General features: G+C 71.3%; 9 protein-coding genes and 1 pseudogene. 6 read left to right on the top strand and 4 right to left on the bottom strand.

The window, feature by feature from the left end; all coding sequences use genetic code 11:
- Positions 1-59 precede the first annotated feature (59 nt).
- The 3 genes and pseudogenes from AC0B61_RS08800 to AC0B61_RS08790 all read right to left on the bottom strand — a co-directional run bounded on the left by AC0B61_RS08800 (position 60) and on the right by AC0B61_RS08790 (position 3,947).
- The gene (locus AC0B61_RS08800) at positions 60-1,043 is read right to left on the bottom strand and encodes an ABC transporter substrate-binding protein (protein ID WP_471739909.1); all 984 of its coding nucleotides are present in this window, start codon (positions 1,041-1,043) and stop codon (positions 60-62) included.
- 319 nt (positions 1,044-1,362) lie between these two features.
- The gene (locus AC0B61_RS08795) at positions 1,363-2,394 is read right to left on the bottom strand and encodes a LacI family DNA-binding transcriptional regulator (protein ID WP_471739908.1); all 1,032 of its coding nucleotides are present in this window, start codon (positions 2,392-2,394) and stop codon (positions 1,363-1,365) included.
- Positions 2,395-2,678: 284 nt separating this feature from the next.
- A pseudogene (locus AC0B61_RS08790) lies at positions 2,679-3,947 on the bottom strand (GNAT family N-acetyltransferase).
- Positions 3,948-4,262: 315 nt separating this feature from the next.
- Between AC0B61_RS08790 and AC0B61_RS08785 the strand changes: the two are divergent.
- The 6 genes from AC0B61_RS08785 to AC0B61_RS08760 are packed head-to-tail and all read left to right on the top strand — an operon-like array spanning position 4,263 to position 19,304.
- Positions 4,263-9,098 carry a DUF6603 domain-containing protein gene (locus tag AC0B61_RS08785; protein ID WP_471739907.1) on the top strand — a complete coding sequence of 1,612 codons (4,836 nt, stop codon included), beginning with the start codon at positions 4,263-4,265 and terminating at the stop codon, positions 9,096-9,098.
- A 5-nt stretch (positions 9,099-9,103) separates the two neighbouring features.
- Positions 9,104-11,806, top strand: coding sequence for a CBM96 family carbohydrate-binding protein (locus tag AC0B61_RS08780; RefSeq protein WP_471739906.1), 2,703 nt, complete (start codon positions 9,104-9,106; stop codon positions 11,804-11,806).
- Entirely contained in the window at positions 11,803-15,492 is a 3,690-nt protein-coding gene (locus tag AC0B61_RS08775) for a hypothetical protein (RefSeq protein WP_471739905.1), read from the top strand. Before AC0B61_RS08780 ends, AC0B61_RS08775 begins: the two co-directional genes overlap by 4 nt.
- The gene (locus AC0B61_RS08770; protein WP_471739904.1) at positions 15,489-15,995 is read left to right on the top strand and encodes a hypothetical protein; all 507 of its coding nucleotides are present in this window, start codon (positions 15,489-15,491) and stop codon (positions 15,993-15,995) included. Before AC0B61_RS08775 ends, AC0B61_RS08770 begins: the two co-directional genes overlap by 4 nt.
- Positions 15,992-17,593: a hypothetical protein gene (locus AC0B61_RS08765; protein WP_471739903.1), complete on the top strand. Its 1,602-nt coding sequence runs from the start codon at positions 15,992-15,994 to the stop codon at positions 17,591-17,593. The genes AC0B61_RS08770 and AC0B61_RS08765 overlap by 4 nt, the downstream gene beginning before the upstream one ends.
- A gap of 43 nt (positions 17,594-17,636) precedes the next feature.
- Complete coding sequence (locus tag AC0B61_RS08760; protein WP_471739902.1) at positions 17,637-19,304, top strand: hypothetical protein; 1,668 nt, start codon at positions 17,637-17,639, stop codon at positions 19,302-19,304.
- A gap of 24 nt (positions 19,305-19,328) precedes the next feature.
- Here AC0B61_RS08760 and AC0B61_RS08755 read toward each other — a convergent pair whose 3' ends face one another.
- A complete protein-coding gene (locus AC0B61_RS08755; protein ID WP_471739901.1) occupies positions 19,329-20,048 on the bottom strand; it encodes a 3-oxoacyl-[acyl-carrier-protein] synthase III C-terminal domain-containing protein in 720 nt (239 codons plus the stop codon).
- Between the last annotated feature and the right edge of the window lie 132 nt (positions 20,049-20,180).

The following is a 20,180-nucleotide window of genomic DNA, read 5'->3' as shown; positions in this document are numbered from 1 at the left end:
TGCGAGCCCGGGCCGCCCGGGGAGCGTTCCGCCGAACGCTCCCCGGGCGGCGGGCCCGGTCAGTACTGGCGGGTCGGCAGCGCGGCGGCGGCCTGGTCCTGGGTGAAGACGCTCTCGTCCGTCTTGATCCGCTTCTGCACCTGCTCCCCGGCCTTGACCTTCTTCGCCAGGTCCATCAACTGGTCACCGAGGAGCGGGTTGCACTCGACGTCGACGTTGATCTTGCCCTGGCTCATCGCGGTGAAGGCGTCCTTGACCCCGTCCACCGAGATGATCTTGATGTCGGTGCCGGGCTTCTTGCCGGCCTCCTCGATCGCCTGGATCGCACCCAGCGCCATGTCGTCGTTGTGCGCGTACAGCACGTCGATCTTCGGCTGGGCCTTCAGGAAGGCCTGCATGACCTCCTTGCCCTTCGCCCGGGTGAAGTCGCCGGTCTGCGAGGCCACCACCTTGAACTTCGCGTCCGCCTTGATCACGTCGCCGAAGCCCGCCTTGCGGTCGTTGGCCGGCGCCGAACCGGTGGTGCCCTGCAGTTCGACGATGTTCACGTCGTCGGACTTGCCCTGGTACTCCTTCACCAGCCAGTCGCCGGCCTTCTTGCCCTCTTCGACGAAGTCCGAACCGAGGAAGGAGGCGTACAGCGAGTCGTCCTTGGAGTCCACCGCCCGGTCGGTGAGGATCACCGGGATCTTGGCGTCCTTCGCCTCCTTCAGCACGGTGTCCCAACCCGACTCGACCACCGGCGAGAAGGCGATCACATCGACCTTCTGCTGGATGAACGAGCGGATCGCCTTGATCTGGTTCTCCTGCTTCTGCTGCGCGTCGGAGAACTTCAGCTCGATGCCCGCCTTCTTCGCGGACTCCTGGACCGACTTGGTGTTCGCGGTGCGCCAGCCGCTCTCCGCGCCGACCTGCGAGAAGCCCACGACGAGCTTGTGGCCCGCACCGCCGGCGGCCGAGCCCCCACCACCGCCGGAACCGCACGCGGTGAGGACGGTGACCATCGCACCGGCGACAAGGGCCGCCGCAGCTCTCTTGGACATGGTGGGGACTTCCTCTCGGGATCGTCGATCGCGCGAACGGCACCGGTCACGTGAACGCGAGGTATCGGCGCCGCTTCGCTCGACACAGATTGTTAACGCTAACAATCCACACCGGCAAGGCCCTCGCGTCCCGTTACCCAATCTTGACCGGCCCCGTCGGCCGCGATCCGAGGCACCATCAACTCGGATGGTTCGATGGGAGTTGTGCCGTTGCGGGAGTGACTCCCCGCCGCACACAGCGCACACCGCACACCGGACGGCGCCCGGATGGCGCGGTCGGGCGCGGCGGGCGGGGCGTCAGGCGCGGTCGGGCGCGGCGTCAGGCGCGGCGGGCGGGGCCGGCGCTGCGGCGCAGGACCATCTCCGGAGAGATCTGCACGTGGTCGCCGGTGTGGGCGACGCCGGCGAGTTCGTCGAGGAGGAGTTCGAGGGCGCGGCGGCCGAGTTCGCCGAAGTCCTGCCGCACGGTGGCGAGCGGCGGGGTGAAGTACGCGGCCTCGGGGATGTCGTCGAAGCCGATCACGCTGATCTCGCCCGGCATGGCGCGGCCCGCCTCGTGCAGGGCGCGGAGCAGGCCGAGGGCCATCTGGTCGTTGGCGCAGAAGACGGCCGTGACCTCCGGATCGTGCGCGATCCGGCGGCCCGCCCGGTAGCCGGAGCGGGCGCTCCAGTCGCCGTTCTCGACCCGCGGCACCCGGGCACCCCGGGCCTCCAGGGCCTGCCGCCAGCCGTCCTGGCGGTCGCCGCTCTCCGTCCAGCCGGGCGGCCCCGCGAGGTGGTGCACGGTGTGGTGGCCGAGGTCGAGCAGGTTGCGGGTGGCGGCCTCGGCGCCGGCCCGGTTGTCGAACGACACCGTCGGCACCCGGGACCGGCTACCGGAACCGACCGCGACCACCGGTACCGGACTGGACAGTCCGGCGAGGGCGTCGACCGCGGAGATCTGCGGGGCGATCACCACGACACCTTCCACGCCCTGGTCGCGCAGCCGGTCCACGGCCTCCTGCACCGATCGGCTGTCCAGGGAGCGCAGGCCGGCGACGCTGACGACGTAGTCGGCGGTGCGGGCGGCGCGTTCGATGCCGTCGAGCGTCGAGGCGGGCCCGTACAGGGTGGAGCCGAAGCTGACCACGCCCAGGGTCCGGGAGCGGCGGGTGACCAGGGTGCGGGCCGCCGAGTTCGGCCGGTAGTCGAGTTCGCGGATCGCGGCGAGCACCCGCTCCCGGGTGCCGGACCGCACATGCGGGGCGCCGTTGAGCACCCGGGACACCGTCTGATGGGAGACGCCGGCCAGCTTCGCGACGTCCGCCATCACCGGCTGCCGCGCCTCTGTGCCGACCGCTTCAGTTGCCACCCTGCAGATGTTAGCGCTAACACCCACCGTGAGGGCAGGCCTCGATCCGCCGGCGCACGGTGTTGGCGGAGAAGTGGCCGGCGCTGAGGCGGCACGAGCGGGGTCGAGTCGTGGTCCGATGGGATAGCCGGGCTCCATGCTCGGTTCGCCCATCGTTTCGGCAGGTCGGAGCCCCGTGAGCGGGCGCTGGACTACCTGGAGGGGCTGATCGCCCCGCTGGAGAGCCCGCCGACCGCCGCAGGGGGGCGGGCCGTCCGGCCGTGCGGGACGGCCCGCCCGCCCGGTCAGAACCAGTGCAGGCAGTGCGGGGTCCGCTCGGCGCGGAAGAGGGCGTCGGCGAGGGCGGCCGCGCCCGGGCGGTGGGCCCGGATGTGTCCGGCGCGCACGAGCGTGCTCGGGGCGGTGCCGCCGAGGTAGACCGAGCCCAGGTCGCCGGCGTCCAGCGACAGGTCGGGCTCCCGGTCCGTCGGGACGCAGTCGGCCTTGCCGTCCCGGACGGTCAGCGGGTAGCGGCCGTGCTCGCCGAGGAACGGGTCGTCGACGTCGAGGACGAGCTCGCCGTCGGTGGACCAGCCGCGCGCGGTCAGCGCCCGCGGGATGTCCAGCAGCCGCACCCAGAGCCAGTCGGTCTCGTCGGTCAGCTGGCCCGCCCGGAAGTCCGCGAGCTGCCAGCGCAGCGGGTTCTCGGGCGGGAGGTGCTTGAACAGGACCTGCTTGACCAGGTCGTGTCCGAGCACGAAGCGGGCCAGCGCGGTGAAGACGGCGTCGTCGGTGGTGATGGTCTCGTCGACCGTCAGGGTCTCGGCGGCGATCGAGTAGCTGGCGTACCCGTCCGGGACGCCGTCGGCGTCCCGGTGGACGGCGACGTAGCGCGGCGCCGGCGAGACCGGGGGCTGCCCCGCGCCCGCCGCCCACCAGCGGTGCGGCCGGGACAGCGCGCCGGGCTGCGCACGGCGGTAGCGGTCGTAGACCTGCTCCAGGATCTCGCCGCACTCGGCCTGCCGCAGCAGCTCGACCGAGCCGGCAGCCGGGGCGTCGGCCGCGTCGCCCGCGCGGGGGAGGGCGAAGGCGGCCCGGTGGCGCGGCACCGTCAACTTCCGCGTTTAGGTCGCCGGTCCGTAACCGAACCTGCGGTAGATCAGGGCCTCGGAGGCCAGCAGCACGGAGAGGAACTCGCCGCGGGTGCGCAGCTCGGTGAGCTGATGGCGCATCATCGCGCTGAGCACGCCCTGGCGCCGGTGCGAGGCCGGGACGCCGACGGCGGTCACCCCGGCGGCCGGGACGACGACCTCGCCGGGCAGGGTGAGCTCGAAGGAGTACGCACCGGCGGTGCCGACCGGGCGCCCGTCCGCCGTCACGGCGAGCACGCCGCGGTCCATCTCGTACGCCGCCCACAGGACCCCGCGGCCATCGGCGGTGGGTTCCCGGAAGAGCCCGAACGCGGCATGCACGGTGTCGACGAAGACGTCGTGGTCCTGGACGGTCGTGGAACGGATCTGCGCTACTGCTGCCCCCTCGGCATACCGGCACCACGACGCGTGGTGTCCCGCCACAGTGCAGCGGCGACCCGTGGCCGGGTCAAACGAATTACGGCTGCCGCCTGGGGCAGGCGCGGCTCGGCCGGTGTGGTGCCCGAACGGAAATCATTCCGTGTGCGATCCTTATCACGGAGTGACTGCCGGTGTGATGCGTTCCGCATGATTGGCGAGTTCTGGGTGGCGTTCCGTCCGTGGGGTGTCGCCAGGACGTTGCGTCGTGGTCACATCACTCGGTGTATTGGCTCCGATGGCGCGCCCGCTTCGGCGCGCCGGGGCGGATGCCCCCGGCACGTGCCTCCCGCCGTCGCGCACGAGAGGATCTCCGTTCCCATGGCCCTGGCTGTCGCTGACCTGCTCGCGAACTTCCCCGCCCCGGGCGATGACTTCGTCCTGCCCCTGGATGCGATCGAAGTCCCGGAGCTCTACCAACTGTTCGGCGCGGGCAAGGAGTTCGTGCTGCGGGTGACGGAGGCCGTCAGTGCGGAGCTGACCGTGACCGGCACGGCCGCGCTGCTGAACGGGCGTCAGGCCCTGCTGCGCCTGGAGTTCCTGGCGGACGCGGCGCGGCAGTACGTCACGCGGCTGAAGGCCGGCATCGAGGTGGCGGTGGGGCTGGTCGAGCTCGCCGAGGCCTGGGAGTTGGACCTCTCCGGGGTGCCGCAGGCGTTCCTGGCCGAGGTGCGCGCACTGCTGGCGCAGTACGACCTGACGAACAGTCGGGTGGTCATCGGGGCGGAGACCGAGCACCTGCGGCTGGTATTCGCCGCGCCCGCGATCGGTGGGCCGCTGGTGGCCCTGATCGGCGTCAGGGAGAGCGGCGCGCTGCTCAGCCAACTGCCGTACATCGGCGGTGAGATCCCCGACGGCGAGCTGATCGGAGTGCACGGCGTCGAGGCGATGGTGCTGGCCGGCCCGCTCACCGAGGCGCAGGGCACGGCGGTGAACACGGCGGTGGCGGCGGCCGTCGGCGGCACCGACTGGTGGCCGTCGCTGCCGGTGCAGGCGCTGGCGGCAGGCGTCTGGGTCGGGGCCTGCTACCAAGTGCCCTCCCAGGAGCGGCAGGTGTGGGCGGTGCGGCTGACGGTGCCGGACGTCGGCTGGGCACCTGGCTTCCCCAGCCTGGAGCTGGGGCGCTTCACGCTCTCCGGCTTCGGCCTGCGCTGGCCGCTGGCGGGCTCCGGCGGAGGCGGCGGGGGTGGCGGCAGCGGTCTGGGGCTGTACTTCCGCCTGTCGATCAAGCTGGGCTGGCTGGACCTGAAACTCCCCGACGTCGGTTTCGACTTCTCGCTCCCGGATCTTCCGGACGCAGGTGGGTTCTCGGTCATTCCGCGTCTGCCGTCGATCAGCCTCCCGCTGGGCGACCTGGAGTTGACCTTCACGGTGCCCAAGGGACCGGGGCTGCCCCAACTCCCGGGCTTCCCCGGGCTGCCGGAGCTCGGGGTGCTGACCGGCTGGTGGGACAGCGCCGGTGGCGGCGGGGGAGGCAAGCGGCTGCGGGACCTGCTCGCCCTCTTCGACGTCTCACTGCCCTCGCTGCCGGACCTCTTCAATCCGGAACTGCCCTCCCTCGGACTGCGGTTCGACCTGAACGTCGGCGACTTCGAACTGACCGGCGAGTCGGGGTGGCTGCGCTTCGTACTGGGCGGCCTGCCGCCGCTGTCGGGCCCCGAGGGCTGGGGCAAGGTCGCGCTGCTGGGTCTCAGGGGCCTCAATGCCCTGCTCTCGAAGCTGCCGTTCATCGGGGACCTGCTCCCGGACCTGCCCGACTTCCTGCTGAACGGGATCAGCCTGGCCGGGCTCGGATCCGGCCTCAGCCGACCGCAGCTGGACCTGCTGAACGGCTGGATCGGGACCTTCCCCGGCGGGCTGGAGGGCTGGTGGCCCACCCTCACCTGGGAATCCTCCGGCGGCGGGGGCGGCCGCCAGGGCTGGTCGCTGGACGTGGATTGGCGGCTCCCCGGCCGTCCCGGCGCGGCGTGGGGGATGCCCTGGCCGCCGCCGCTCACGCCCCCCGACCTGAGCTGGCTGGAGTTCCCGGACCTGGAGATCGGGCCGCTGACGCTCTCGGGGATCGGCCTGTCCTGGCCGGCCCTGGACGAGCCGGACTGGGACTTCGGCACGGACTGGGTGCTGCGCCTGGTCCTCAACGCCCGCCTCACGCTCGGCGGCGGGATCTCGCTCGGCCTGCCCGGACTCGGCTTCGACATCGACCTGAAGAAGCCCGAGGTGCATTTCCGCTTCCCCCGCCTGTCGTTGACCCTGCCCACCGGGTTCGACATGGAGTTCAGCATCCCGATGCCGACCGGCCCGGTGCCGCCGGTCGCGCTGACCGCCCGCTGGAGCGACGAGGACGGCGTTCCGGCCTCGGACCTGATGCTCGGCCTGGGCGCGGACCTGGTGACCGCCGTGCTCCCTGAGCAACTGATGCCGCGCCTCTACTCGGTGGGCCTGCGCTTCAACTTCCGGACCTTCGAGATCGTGATCGCCGCGACCTCGTCCTTCTTCGGTTGGATGCTGGCCGTCCAGCCCGCCAACGAACCCCAGCGCCGCCGCTTCCTGGTGGCGGTGCGCGGCACGGTGCAGGCCAAGGCCTCGGACCTGCCGATCATCGACCTGACCGACCCGGACCGCGAGGTCACCGTCAGCGACATTCAGTTCGCCTGGGCCTGCATGACCAGGGGCGCGCCCCCGCGCAGCTGGACGGCGGCCGAGGTGGTCGAGCTGAACAAGCTGCTGGCCGAGTTCGCCACCGACCCCGCCGTCGCCTCCGCCGACCCGACGGCCGCCGGCCTGCTGCCGGTCCTGCTCCCCGGCGACTTCGAGCCCGAGACGGCCGTCATCTGGGCGAAACTCGGCTTCGAGGGCGGCAAGCTGGACCTGGTCTACCCCGCCGAGCGGGAGTTCCCGGTGCTCGGCCAGGGCGGCGACGTGGTGCTGGGCCGCGAGCGGGCCGAGGAGGAGGCGCGCCGCCTCGACGGGTACGCGCTGGGCCCGGTGCGGTTCAGCCACGCGGCCCTGGGCTATGCGCACGGGCAGCTGTTCATCGCCTTCGACGCCACCATGGCGATCGGCCCACTGACCATCGAGCTGCTGGGCCTGGGCCTCGGGGTGGACAAGGACTGGAAGGTCAGGCCGGTGCTGCGCGGCGCCAGCCTGGCGCTGGAGCGCCCCGGCCCGCCCAAGGTGCTGATCTCCGGAGCGTTCACCCGGGTGGACCTGGGCCCCGACTACGAGTTGGCGTTCGGCGCCGCGGGTCGGATCGAGCTCATGGACCTCTTCGTCATGCAGCTGACCGGCAGTTGGGCCAAGCACAAGGACGGCTGGGACTCGATCTTCGCCTACGCCGAGTTCGTGGCCGGCAAGACCATGGTCAACGGCCTGTTCAGCATCGGCCCGGTCACCTTCACCGGCGTCGTGCTCGGCTTCGGCATCAACAGCACCGTACGCATCCCCACCACCGGCGAGATCGGCACCTTCCCGCTGATCCAGCGCCTGGGCGCGCGGGACGGCGAGGAGAAGAAGACCCCGGCCCAGGCGTTGAACGAACTGGTCGGCGCCGGTGGCTGGGTGACGCCGGCGCGCGGGCAGTACTGGGTGGCCGGCGGCATGGAGTTCACCGTCTACCGCATCATCCAGGCCCGGGCGCTGGCCCTGGTCGAGTGGGGCGAGGCGGGCTGGAAGGTGATGCTCGCGGGCAGCACCACGCTGATGCTGCCGCCCAAGCTGCCGACCTCCAGCGACGCCTTCGCGGGGGCGCCACTGGCCGTCAACTCGCTCTGCCTCGGCAAGGTGATCGTCGACTTCGTCTACGTCTACGACTCCGCGCTCGGCCGCTTCTCGATGGACACCGTGATCGCCAAGGGCTCCTGGATCCTGGACCCGCGCGCGCAGCTCACCGGCGGCGTCTCGCTCTATGTGTGGGGCAAGAACCTGCCGGGCGGGATCGGCAAGGGCTTCGTGCTCTCGGCAGGTGGCTACCACCCGCAGTTCAAGGTCCCCGCGCACTACCCGAGGCCGCCGCGGGTCGGCTGGCTCTGGGAGCTCGGCCCGGTGACCATCAAGGCCCAGGCCTACGCGGCGCTGACCGACGGCGCGTTCATGATCGGCGGGGCGCTGGCCGCCGTCTACGACAACGGCCACGGCATCAACCTGCGGGCCTGGTTCACCGCCCACCTCGACGCGCTGGTGCAGTGGAAGCCGTTCTACGCCGACCTCGCCCTCGGCCTGAGCGTCGGGGTCGCCGCCACCGTCAAGGTGCTCTTCGTCCGGGTGCGGGTCTCGGTGGAGGTCGGCGTCAGCCTGCAGCTGTGGCTGCCGCCGTTCGGCGGGCGGGCCAAGGTGAAGGTCTGGTTCTTCTCCTTCACCTTCGGCTTCGGCGCCGACCGCGAGGGCGCGCCGCCGGTGCCCTGGGAGGACTTCCAGCTCCAGCTGCCCGCGCCCTCGCGCACCGCGCTCAAGCAGGGCGGCGAGCTGCCGGACATCGACAAGAACGAGTCCGAGGCGCGCAGCACCGCCGAACTGCCGGAGCTGGTACGGATCGACGGGTTCACGGTGTCCGTGGAGTCGGCGCTGCCGGCCTCCAGGATCACCCTCAACGACAAGCCCTTCGCGGGCAGCGAGGACGCCCGGATCGACATCCGCCCGATGCGGCTGACCGGCGTCGTCTGCGAGCAGGTCGTCGAGATCCTCGACCAGCGGGGCAACCGGTACGACTGGGCGGCCGAGGGCTGGACGGTCACCGCCACCACCGAGGGCCTGCCGCAGGCCCTGTGGGGCGCGCCGCTGGCCAACCCCGACCAGGCCCTGAACCGGCCCGGCCTGGTGGACGACTGCCTGACCGGACTGACGATCGAGGTGCCCGGCCCGACGAAGCAGCTCGGCGTCGGCGATGTCCCGTCCAAGGCCCTGGACGTCGAGGGCCTGCCGTCCAGCCGGATGCCGCTGCGCGACGGCGCCGTCGCTGGTGAGTCCCCCGTCCCCGACGAGGGCAGCGTGGGCGTGATCACCAGCACCCTGGTGGCCACCGCGGCCAAGCGCACCCTGCTGCACCAGGCGCTGGCCGGGCTCGGCGCCGCGCCGGGCAGCGACGGCCCGCTGACCCGGTCCGCCGAGAAGGCCGGCAAGACCCTGACCGACCCCCCGCTCCTGACCGCAGCCGCGAGGTGACCGCGATGCCCACCCGACCCGACCTCAACGTCTCGTTCTACGACCACCTCGACCCCAAGGCCACCGCCGGCGTCTACACCGTCACCGTCGAGCACCGGCTGACCAAGGACGGCCAACGGATCGACGCCGACGCCGAACTGCCCAAGGCCTCGGACAGCTACGAGATCCGCGCGGCGCAGTTCGTGCTGGACCCCTCCTCCGTGCATGCCGTCTTCCCGCCGGCCGGCGCGGTCGGCCGCTACACCCACGTGCTGCCGCACCTCACCCTGAGCCGCGCCATCCTGCCCTGGGAGCGGCAGCTGCTGGGCCGGGCGGCCAAGGCCCCCTGGCTGGCGCTGCTGGTCTTCGCCGCCGGTGAGCTCGACGACGACCCCGACGCCCAGGGCGAGTTCACCACCCGGCCGATCAGCGAACTGCGCGAGCCCGGCGCGGGCATCAACGGCCCGGAGCTGTCCGGCGCGATCGACGGCAGCAACCCGTGCCGCACCATCGACCTGCCGGTCAGTGTCTTCCACGCGACCGTGGCGCGCGAGGACGAGCTCTTCCACCTGGTCCACATGCGCGACGTGCACACCGCCCCGCAGCGCCGCGACAACGGGGAGATCCTGACCGAGGGCGAGTACGCGGTGCTGGCCGCCAACCGCTTCCCGCGCACCCCGGGCAGCTACGCGGTCCACCTGGTCTCGCTGGAGGGCTGGCTCGGCCGCCTGGCGCCCGGCACCCTGCCCAGCACCGAGAAGGTGCGGCTGTGCACCCTGTGGTCCTGGTCCTTCACCAACGACCCCGACGGCTCGCTCGACCCGGCCGGCCTGCTGCGCAACCTGGTCGCCCCCGGACACAGCGACCCGGAGAACCTCGCGCTGCGGCTGGCGCCCACCGGTGACCCCTCGACCACCCCCGAGGTGACGCACGCGCGGACCCGGCTGCACCGCGGCTACACCGCCGTGGCCTACCGCACCCTGGCGGGGGAGGACACCTACGCCTGGTACCGCGGCCCGCTCACCCCGTTGACCGCCCCCGCGCTGCCCGTCGAAGCCGTCGAGGGCCCGCACACCACCGCCGACCACGCGCTGATCTACGACCGCGAGTACGGCCTCTTCGACGTCAGCTACGCGGCCGCCTGGACGCTGGGCCGCGCCATCGCCCTCGCCGACCCCGACTTCAGCAGCGAAGTCGTCCAGGCCCGAAGGGAGTTGGCCAACCGCGCGGCCACCCTGCTGGCCCTCTCCACCGACCCGGCCCGCGCCATGACCGACCCGGACGAGCCGGCCGGCACCGCGGCCCTGCGCGAGCTGGCCGCGCCCGGCTTCGGCCGCGGCCTGGTCGCGGCCCTGCGGGCCCCCGCCGTCCACGGCCCGCCCCCGGCAGCGGCGATGCGCCAGGCCCGGCTCGACCCGCCCGCGCTGCTCGCCGAACCGCGCCACCAGCAGTCGCTGCTGACGGTGGCCCAGGACCACACGCCGACCATGCCCGACTGGCTGGAACGCCTGGCCCTGCTCAACGGCGTGCCGTTCGCCCATCTGGTGCCCGACCCGAGGATGCTGCCGCCCGAGAGCCTGCGGGCCTTCAGGATCGACCCGGCCTGGATCCACGCGCTGGTCGCCGGCGCCGCCGACGTCGGCGCCCACACCACGCTGGACCGCAGCCTCAGCCCGGTGCTCGCCGAGCGCCTGAGCCGGGCCGGCGGCGCGCTGCCGGTGGCCGGCCTGCTGATGAACTCCGAGCTCGTGCGCGCCTGGCCCGTCTTCGACCTGCTCGCCACCACGGCCGACGGCGAGCCGGTGGGCGAGCTGCGCCGCGACCACCTCGCGCCGGACGTCCTGCTGGTGCTCTGGGACGCCGTCCCGGACCAGATCGCCATCCGCGAGCCGGGCCAGGGCATCCACTTCGGCATCAACTCCGAGGAGCGGATCAGCCTGCGGCACCTGACGGGGAGCCGGGTCGGCTATCCGACCGACACCGAGTTCCCCGACCCCGCCGTCCCGGGCTCCGGCACCGTCTTCGACTACCTGCGCCCCGGCCGCGGCGACGCCCAGCCGGACGTGCTGGACCTCGGTGGCGCCGGCGGCCTGCTGCGGGCCCTGTCGGCCGCCTGCCGGCCCACCGGTGACCTGACGTCCGGCCAGTTCGCGCTGGAGCTGGTCAACGCGCCGCTGGAGCAGTTGCTGCTGCCGCCCACGGTGCGCCGCGACTGCGTCGCCGACACCTTCGTGCAGTACGGCTCGGCGGCCGCGAACGGCTCCACCGACCCGCTGGTGGTCAAGAACGAGGGCCCGACCAGCAGCGTCACCCGGATCGCCTACCTGCGCTTCGACACCACCCAGCTCCCGCCGCCCGAGCAGATCGGCACAGCCCTGCTGCGGGTTTACGCCGCCGCCCAGGACGCGGGCGACTTCGACCTGCAGGCGTACGCCACCGCCAACGACTGGGACGAGGCCTCCCTCGCCTGGGCCGACCGGCCCGCGCTGTCGGCCGCTCCCGTCGCCACCGCGCACGTCGGCGCCGTCGACGCCTGGGCCTGGCTGGAGTTCGACCTCACCGCGCACCTGCGCCAACACAGCGGCGACGAGCTCTCGGTGGCGCTCAGCAAGGACCAGGGCGGCGCCAAGCTCGCCCGGATCGCCTCCCGGGAGAACGCCGCCAACCCGCCCCACCTCAGCATCACCGTCACGCAGCCGACACTGAACTCCGGGGAAGAGCGCCGATGACCGACACCGACCTGATCGTGCCCGTCGAGCTGCACACCCTGGTGGCCAACCGCGCGGTCCGCGCCGACAAGGACCGCTTCAAGCGCTGGTCGCCGATGTTCACCATGATGCTCAACGAGGACTTCAAGACCAGCGGCGAACCCGAGCCGTACGAGAACATGCAGGACTACTGGACCGGCACCGACTTCGAGGGTGTGCACCTCCAGTGGCAGCTCCCCGAGGCGCTGACCACCGGCTACCTCGACCCGGACAGCGGCGAGAGCAGGTTCCCGCTGGTGCCCAACCGGTGGCTGGTGGTCCGCTACGCCACGCTGCGCGGCGCAGCCACCCCCACGGTGGCCGGCTGGGTGGTGCACAGCGACTACCTCTCCTCGCAGCGCCCCGACTCCAACCCGATCTGGGACGGCAGCAACTCCTACCTGAACCCGTACGCCGACACCGTCACCACAGACCGGATCGGCCGCGCGCACAACCTCGCCACCGGACCGTGGAGCGACCCCCGCGCGGACGACCCGGCGCCCCGGCCGCTCTTCCTGACCGCGATCGGCTCCGGGCTGCCGGCCTTCGCCGCCTTCGCGCCCTACCACCGCAACGTCTTCCTCTTCCAGGACACCCTGCAGGACCTGCGCGGGCCGGTGGACAACTACCCGCCGCCCGCGACGCTCAGCTACGCGGTCGTCGGCTGGTACTCCGACGACGACGCCGACATCCTGCACACGGCCGCCCGGATCCCCGGTCTGCTGCCGCCCGACGCCGACCCCGCCGACGTCGCCGACGTCCTGGAAGCCCTGGGCTGGGCGGCTCCTGACGGTATGCCGGGCTCCATCGTGCGCACCCGCTACGCCGGCGCCGCGCTGGGCGTCGACTGGGACCGCGAGGGCCTGGTCCCCGACTCCGACCGGCCGGACGGCACCTCGACCAAGGTCGCCCTCGGTCACAGCACCGGGGACGCGGCCGCCGCGCTGGTCGCCCAGCAGACGCGTTCGGCCCGCGACGGCGACCTGGTCAAGGCGCTGTTCCACGGCGAACTCGGCGCGATGGACAGCGCCGACGGTCCGATCGACCTGGACGAGGTGATGCGCCGCTCCTGGTTCAGCGGCAGCGAGGGCGGCCACCTCTGGCAGGTCGTCAACCGGCCCGCCGAGCAGGGCACGGACGAGCCGGCCCCCGAACTCCCGCAACCCGCCTGGCTGGACGCCCTCAACGCACAGCAGACCGAGTACGACCAGGGCATGGCCGAACTCGCCCGCCTGCAGTGGCGGTTGTGGTCCCTCTGGTGGCTGCGCGACCTGCCCGAGAAGCGGCGGCCCAAGCCGTTCGACTTCGACCTGACGGCCTGGAACGCCGAGATCACCACGCTCAGCGGCCAGGTCGCCACCCTCCAGGGCACCCTCGAAGCCCTGCGTGCCGAGCTCCCCTACGCCGAGGACCCCGACCGCCTGCCGGCGAGGATCGCGCGGTTCGCCGCCGACCGGGAACTGCCCGAGACCCAGGAGCTCAAGCGCTCACCGCAGCCGTCCTTCTACCGGCCCGCCGACCCGGTGGTGGTGATGGAGGGCACCGGCACCACCCAGCCGCTGGGCCGCCTGGACGACCAGCCGCTGCCCTGCCGGCTGCCCTCGCGGCTGCTGACCCGGGTGCGGATCGGCAGCGAGGACGTCACGCCGGCGTCCGACCCGGCGGCCCCCGACCTGACCGGGCTGCCCGCCCTGTGCCGACCGCTGATCGCCGAACTGGCCATGCTGGACCGCGCCGCCCGTACCGGCAGCGCCCTGGAGGACCTCGTCGCGCGCCCGGCGGAGCTCACCGACGGCCCGTTCCCCGAGTACACCCGGGTCTGGCGCCAGCCCTGGCTGCCGATGTACCTCCAGTGGCGGATCAAGTACTGCGCGACCCCGTTCCGTACGGGGGGAACCGGCGCCGGCGGCAGCGACAACTGGACCTTCGACGGCGGCGACTACCGCTGGAACGGCACCAACGTGCCCGAGGGTGACGGCGAGGGCGGCGTCCGCTGGACGAGCTTCGCCGGGCGCTCCTTCCTCACCCCCGCCCTGTCGTACGTGCTGCGCCAGCAGGCCGAGCGCAAGCTGGCCGGTGCACCGGACGAACTGGTGGGTCAACTGCAGCTGCTGCAGGAGGACTTCGACAAGCTCGACATCCTCTCCCAGACCCTGGACGGCTTCAACGACTGGCTCGTCCAGCAGGACGGCAGCGCCCAGGTCACCACCGACCGGCGTGTCCTGGACCTGGTCGGGCAGAGCAATTACGTGCCGGACGGCGCCGGGGACCGCCGCGAGCAGCGGTTCCAACCGGTGCGGGCCGGCCAGTTCTACTTCACCGAGCTGCACGTCATCGACCGCTTCGGCCAGGCCCTGCGGCTGGTCACCGCCCTGCAGGGGCAGCCCGCCCAGTTCGACCCGGTCCGCGCGGCCAGCGTCACCCCCGACCCCGACCGGCCGCTCTTCTCGCCACTGCCCGGGCCGCAGCGCTTCATCCAGCTGCCGCCCCGACTGCTCCAGGAGAGCCGGATCCGGCTCGAACCGGTGCACCACAGCGACGACCGACCGCTCGCGGCGGTGAGCAGTGCCCCCGACCCGGTCGGTGACACCCCGGTGGCGGGCTGGCTGCTGGTCAACCACCTCGACCAGACCCTGCTGGTCTACGCCCCCGACGGCAGCCCGCTGGGCGAGCTGCGAGTGATCCACACGGCGCAGAGCAGCCGGGAGATCGCCTGGAACTCGCTGCCGCACGCCCGCTACGACGAGCCCGCCGACTTCGCGGACGTCTACCCGCACGTGGCCGGCTTCGCCGCGGAGCTGGTCGGCCGCGACGCCGACGACTTCGGCCTGCTGATGAACACCATCGACCGGGCACTGAGCCGGATCACCGAGACGGCGCCCGAGGAGGACCGCACCCCGGCCCGGCTGATCGGTCGGCCGGTCGCCCTGATCCGGGCCCGGCTCGGCCTGGAGCTGCTCGGCCCGCCGCTGACCGACCCCGCCTGGGACGAGGCCCTGAAGCCGAACCCGCAGGAGTACCCGGACTACCGGTGGGCGGTGCGACTGGGGGCGTACGAGCGGCTCGCCGACGGGCTGATCGGCTACTACACCTCCGAGCCCGGCGAGCAGACCTCGTACCGGCAGCTGCACGTGCCGGTGCAGGGCCGGGACAGCGTGGCCTATGAAGTGACCGGCGACGAGCCGTACTTCTCGCTGATCGGTACCGGAGCCGGGATCGCGATGCCGGCCCGCCCGGCCGACCGCCCCCTCACCCGGTACCTCACCCTGCTCGCCTGCCCGCACACGGCCGTGCACGCCACCACCGACATCCTCCCCGTCACCTCGCTCACCGTGGACGCCGACACCACCCACCGGGCGCTGGCCGCGATCCGCGCTTCGTTCCGCCTCAACCCGCTGCTGGCGCCCGTCCGTTCGGGAGAGCCGACGCGGCGCTCGGGCGAGCCCGAGCCCGCGGACAACGGCATCCTCATGCCGCAGCCCAGCGTCCTGCACGGCGCCTGGAGCTGGGCCGAGCCGCTGGTCTCCGGCGACGGTCCGCCGCTCTGGACCGACCTGCCGATCCTGCCCGCCGACGATCTGTCACACCCCGACGACCCGGTACCGGCGGCCCGCGCCGGCTACCTGCAACTGCACCCGCGCGCCGGTGGCGAAGGAGCGACCCGATGACCCTGCTGCTGCCCTACCAGGTGGACGTCACCCCCGGACCGGCCACCACGGACGACGGCCCGCCGCGCTACAACCAACTGCGCCTGACGGTCGGCGAGGACGGCCAGGGCCGCGCTGAGAAGCCCGCCGAGCAGCCGGTGCGCTGCACCCGGATCACGCTGCGCGTGCCGGCCCCGACCAGCGACCGGCGCCTCGCGCGCCAGCCGGTGGCCATCTCCACCACGGTGCCGTCCGTGCGCAGCAGCGCGCAGGGCCAGGCGTGGTGGATCGTGCCCGACACCACCGACCCGGCGGGCCCGGTCTTCGCCTGCGTGCCGGAGGAGCCCGCCCGCTTCGACGGCACCTGGGCCATCTCGTTCCTGATCGAGCTGGACCCCGGCTTCGAGAGCACCGCCGTCGAGATCACCGAGGAGACCACCGCCGACAGCGGTCCGGTCAGTCGCCGCAGCAGCCGCGTTGTGGCGACCGTACTCCCTGCCACTATTTCGGAAGGACGCCTGTGACTGCCGCCGAACCCACTGCGGAGACGAATCTGCTCAAGCCGGCTCGGGGGACGGTGCCGAGTCCGTTGCGGGTGAGCACGATGGACGAGTTGGAGTACGGGACGGTGGTGCTGCGCTTCGGGCGGGACCTGCCGTCGGGGACGTCGAAGGTGTACTGCAGGGGGATCACGCTGAAGGTGCCGACGGGTCGGTCCGGGGCGGATCTGACCGTGGAGCCGTCGTTGATCACCACGGCGGTGAGCAAGGTGAGTGGTGAGGCTCAGGGGACGGAGTGGTTCGTCGATCCCAATACGACGGATCCGAACGAGGCGGTGTTCTCGTTCGTGCCGGATACGACGGCGGTCTTCGACGGGACGTGGGCGGTCAGTTTCACCTTGTCGGGGATCGAGGTGAATCCGTCGATCGGGACGGTGGACCTGGACATCGAGGAGACGACGTCGACGACGGGGGCGGATGGCAGCTACCAGAAGCGCACCGGTCAGCTGAAGGTGAAGAAGGGGAACGACGAGTTCTTCTTCCGGAGCCTGCGCCCTCGCACGACCGTCATCAATCGGGGCCTGACCGTGGATCTGCTGTGGGATGCGCCGGCCGACAACAGGATCACGTACACGATGTACTACCGGAAGGCGGACGGGACCGAGACGAGTGACGCGGTCCAGGGCAACTTCGCGGGGCGGATCTGGAAGTCGCCGGTGCTGGACGACAACGCCAACTTCACGCTGAAGGCTACCCTCGACGGGAACGACTACTTCCTCACCACCTATCTGACCGTCAACACCCCCAACGTCGTGGTCAACACGCTGAGCGCCAACAGCAACGTCACGGTGGCGGCGGCGGGGACGCTGACGACGAACGGGCCGGTGGAGGCCAAGGGGAACGTCACGGTGGCGACGGGCAAGACGCTGACAGCGAACGGGCCCATCCAGGCCAACGCCAACGTCACGGTCGCGGCGGCGGGGACGTTGGCGGCGAACGGGCCTGTCACGGTGGCGGCGGGCAAGACGCTGACGGCGAACGGGCCCATCCAGGCCAACGGCAACGTCACGGTGGCGGCGGCAGGGACGTTGACGACGAACGGGCCTGTCCAGGCCAACGCCAATGTCACGGTGAACCCCGGGGCCAACGGGTACATCTGGCTCAAGACGGGCCGCTTCGACACCACGGCGGAAGCCACCCTCAATCTCCACGGCGTCCTCAACGCCAAGGGGGTCCTCAATGCCGAGAGCGTCCTCAACGCCAAGGGTGCTCTGAACGTCAGCGGCCTCCTCAGCGCGAACAACGGCGTGACCCTGGCCGCAGGCAAGAACATCACCATCCCCCTGGGCGGTGGCCAGATCTCCGTGGCCGACGCGTTCGTCGCCAAGTCGCACTACCCGAACGTGACACACCCCAAGGTCGAGATCAGCCCGACGGGCATCAGGACCGATGGCAACGTGGTCACTTCGGGCGCTCCCATCTACATCCAGCAGGACAACCACGGAGTCCGGCTGAACGCCACCACGAAGAACAACGTCGGCAATCCCGGCGGCTGGAAGGCGACCGCCTACTGGGGGAACACCAGCGACGGAGACAACAACCTGAAGATCTACAAGCGTTGACCGGCGCGACCGTGCCAGCTCGCCACTCCTCGAAGGGACACCTGTGACTGCCGTCGAATCCACTGCGGAGACGAATCTGCTCAAGCCGGCTCGGGAGACGGTGCCGAGTCCGTTGCGGGTGAGCACGATTCATGAGTTGGAGTACGGGACGGTGGTGCTGCGCTTCGGCCGGGGGTTGCCGGAGGGCACGCCCAAGGTGTACTGCAAGGGGATCACGCTCGAGGTGCCGACGGGGACGTCGGGGTCGGATCTGACGGTCGTGCCGTCGTTGATCACCACGGCGGTGAGCAAGGTGGATGGTGAGGCGCAGGGGACGGAGTGGTGGATCGATCGGGACACCACGGATCCGATGAAGGCGGTGTTCTCGTTCGTGCCGGATACGACGGCGGTCTTCGACGGGACGTGGGTGGTCATGTTCACGCTGTCGGGGATCGAGGTGAATCCGTCGATCGGGACGGTGGACCTGGACATCGAGGAGACGACGTCGACGACGGGGGCGGATGGCAGCTACCAGAAGCGCACCGGTCAGGTGAAGGTGAAGAAGGGGAACGACGAGTTCTTCTTCCGGAGCCTGCGCCCTCGCACGACCGTCATCAACCGGGGCCTGACCGTGGATCTGCTGTGGGATGCGCCGGCCGACAACAGGATCACGTACACGATGTACTACCGGAAGGCGGACGGGACCGAGACGAGTGACGCGGTCCAGGGCAACTTCGCGGGGCGGATCTGGAAGTCGCCGGTGCTGGACGACAACGCCAACTTCACGCTGAAGGCGACCCTCGACGGGAACGACTACTTCCTCACCACCTATCTGACCGTCAACACCCCCAACGTCGTGGTCAACACGCTGAGCGCCAACAGCAACGTCACGGTGGCGGCGGCGGGGACGCTGACGACGAACGGGCCGGTGCAAGCCAACGGCAACGTCACCGTCAAGGCGGACAAGACCCTCGCCACCGGCGATGTGACGATCGACAAGGACAAGACGCTCAGGGTCACTTGGGTGGATCCGACGCTCGCCACCGGCACGATCAGCGTGCGCGGGAACATCACGGTTTCCGCCGGCAAGACGCTGACGACGAACGGGCCCATCCAGGCCAACGCCAACGTCACTGTCGACCCTGGGGCCGACGGGTACATCTGGCTCAAGACGGGCCGTTTCGACACCGCGGCGGCGGCCACCCTCAATCTCAGCGGCGTCCTCAACGCCAAGGGTGCCCTCAACGTCAGCGGCCTCCTCAGCGCGAACAACGGCGTGACCCTGGCCGCAGGCAAGAACATCACCATCCCCCTGGGCGGTGGCCAGATCTCCGTGGCCGACGCGTTCGTCGCCAAGTCGCACTACCCGAACGTGACATACCCCAAGGTCGAGATCAGCCCGACGGGCATCAGGACCGATGGCAGCATCACCCTCCGTGGCATCATCAGCGCTACCGGCATGACGGTCGGCGGAAAGCGAGTTGTCCGGAACAGTGACAGGATCGCGCTGCTGAACAGCTTCGGCGGGGGCAACTATCTCTATCACGCGGTGAATGCGGGCCAGTGGGACAACGTCGTTGCGAGGACCGGCAACACCAACGAGCACACCAGGTGGACCGTGGTGTCGGAGGCGGGCAACGCCGCTTCGATCGATGCCGGCGATACCGGTGAACCGAACCTCGCCGCCGACCCCGACCCCGACACCGCGGGGCCGGGAACACCGTTGGCCTGACTCAACCCGAGCCGGTCGCCACCCTCATCCGCCCCATCGGATCGCGGCCGCACCGGCGAAGTCGCCCGCATGGGCGAAGCCGCCGAGCACTACCAGGTCGCCATCCTTGACCTGTCCCGAACGGATCGCGAGGTCCAGGGTGATGGGGATCGCCGCGCCGAACATGTTTCCGCAGCTGTCGAAGGTGTCAGGGTGCCGATCCGCCGGTAGCCGCAGTGCCTCCCGCCAGTTCTGCAGGAAGGCGCGGTTGGGCTGGTTGGTCACCAGCAAGTCGATCTCCGTGGTGCTGAGACCGAGCCGTCGGCACAGTTCCGTGACCACCTTCGGCACCAGGCGGTTGCCGCGTTCCAGGACCTCTGCGACGCCGGATTCGGTGAAGCCTATCCGCAGTTGGGATGTGCCGGGCTCCCAGTACTTGCGACCGTCGTCCAGCACGGCGGTCATGTCTCCGCTGTAGTCGCCGATGTGATGGGTCACCACATTCAGCACCGGAGAGGACCCCGATGTGGTCACGTTCCCCACTCCACAGCCGTCACCGGGGATCGCGGCCTGGGCCAGCCGGCGGACGTCGGACTGGGTGAACAGCTGGCCGGCGGCGCTCTGCGCGTTGCAGATCAGCGCGGTCCTGGCGTCGGTGGTGGTGAGGATCTGCCGGGCCAGTTCGAGCATGTGAACGAAGGAGGCGCAACCGGCGTTGGCCACGTCGATCAGCCAGTTCGGCTTGAGCCCCAGCCGGCGTGCCACCTCGGTACCCGCAGCTGCTCCGCCGCCGCCTGGTCGCCGTGATCCACACCCAGGCCGACGCCGACTACCCGGTCCCGGTCGTCGGCCACGTCTTCGACGGCGGCACGCTGACCGCCGAGCAGCAGGCCCGCA

The sequence above is a fragment of the Kitasatospora sp. NPDC023385 genome, from assembly GCF_055664045.1.
This window is presented reverse-complemented; position numbering and strand designations above follow the sequence as displayed.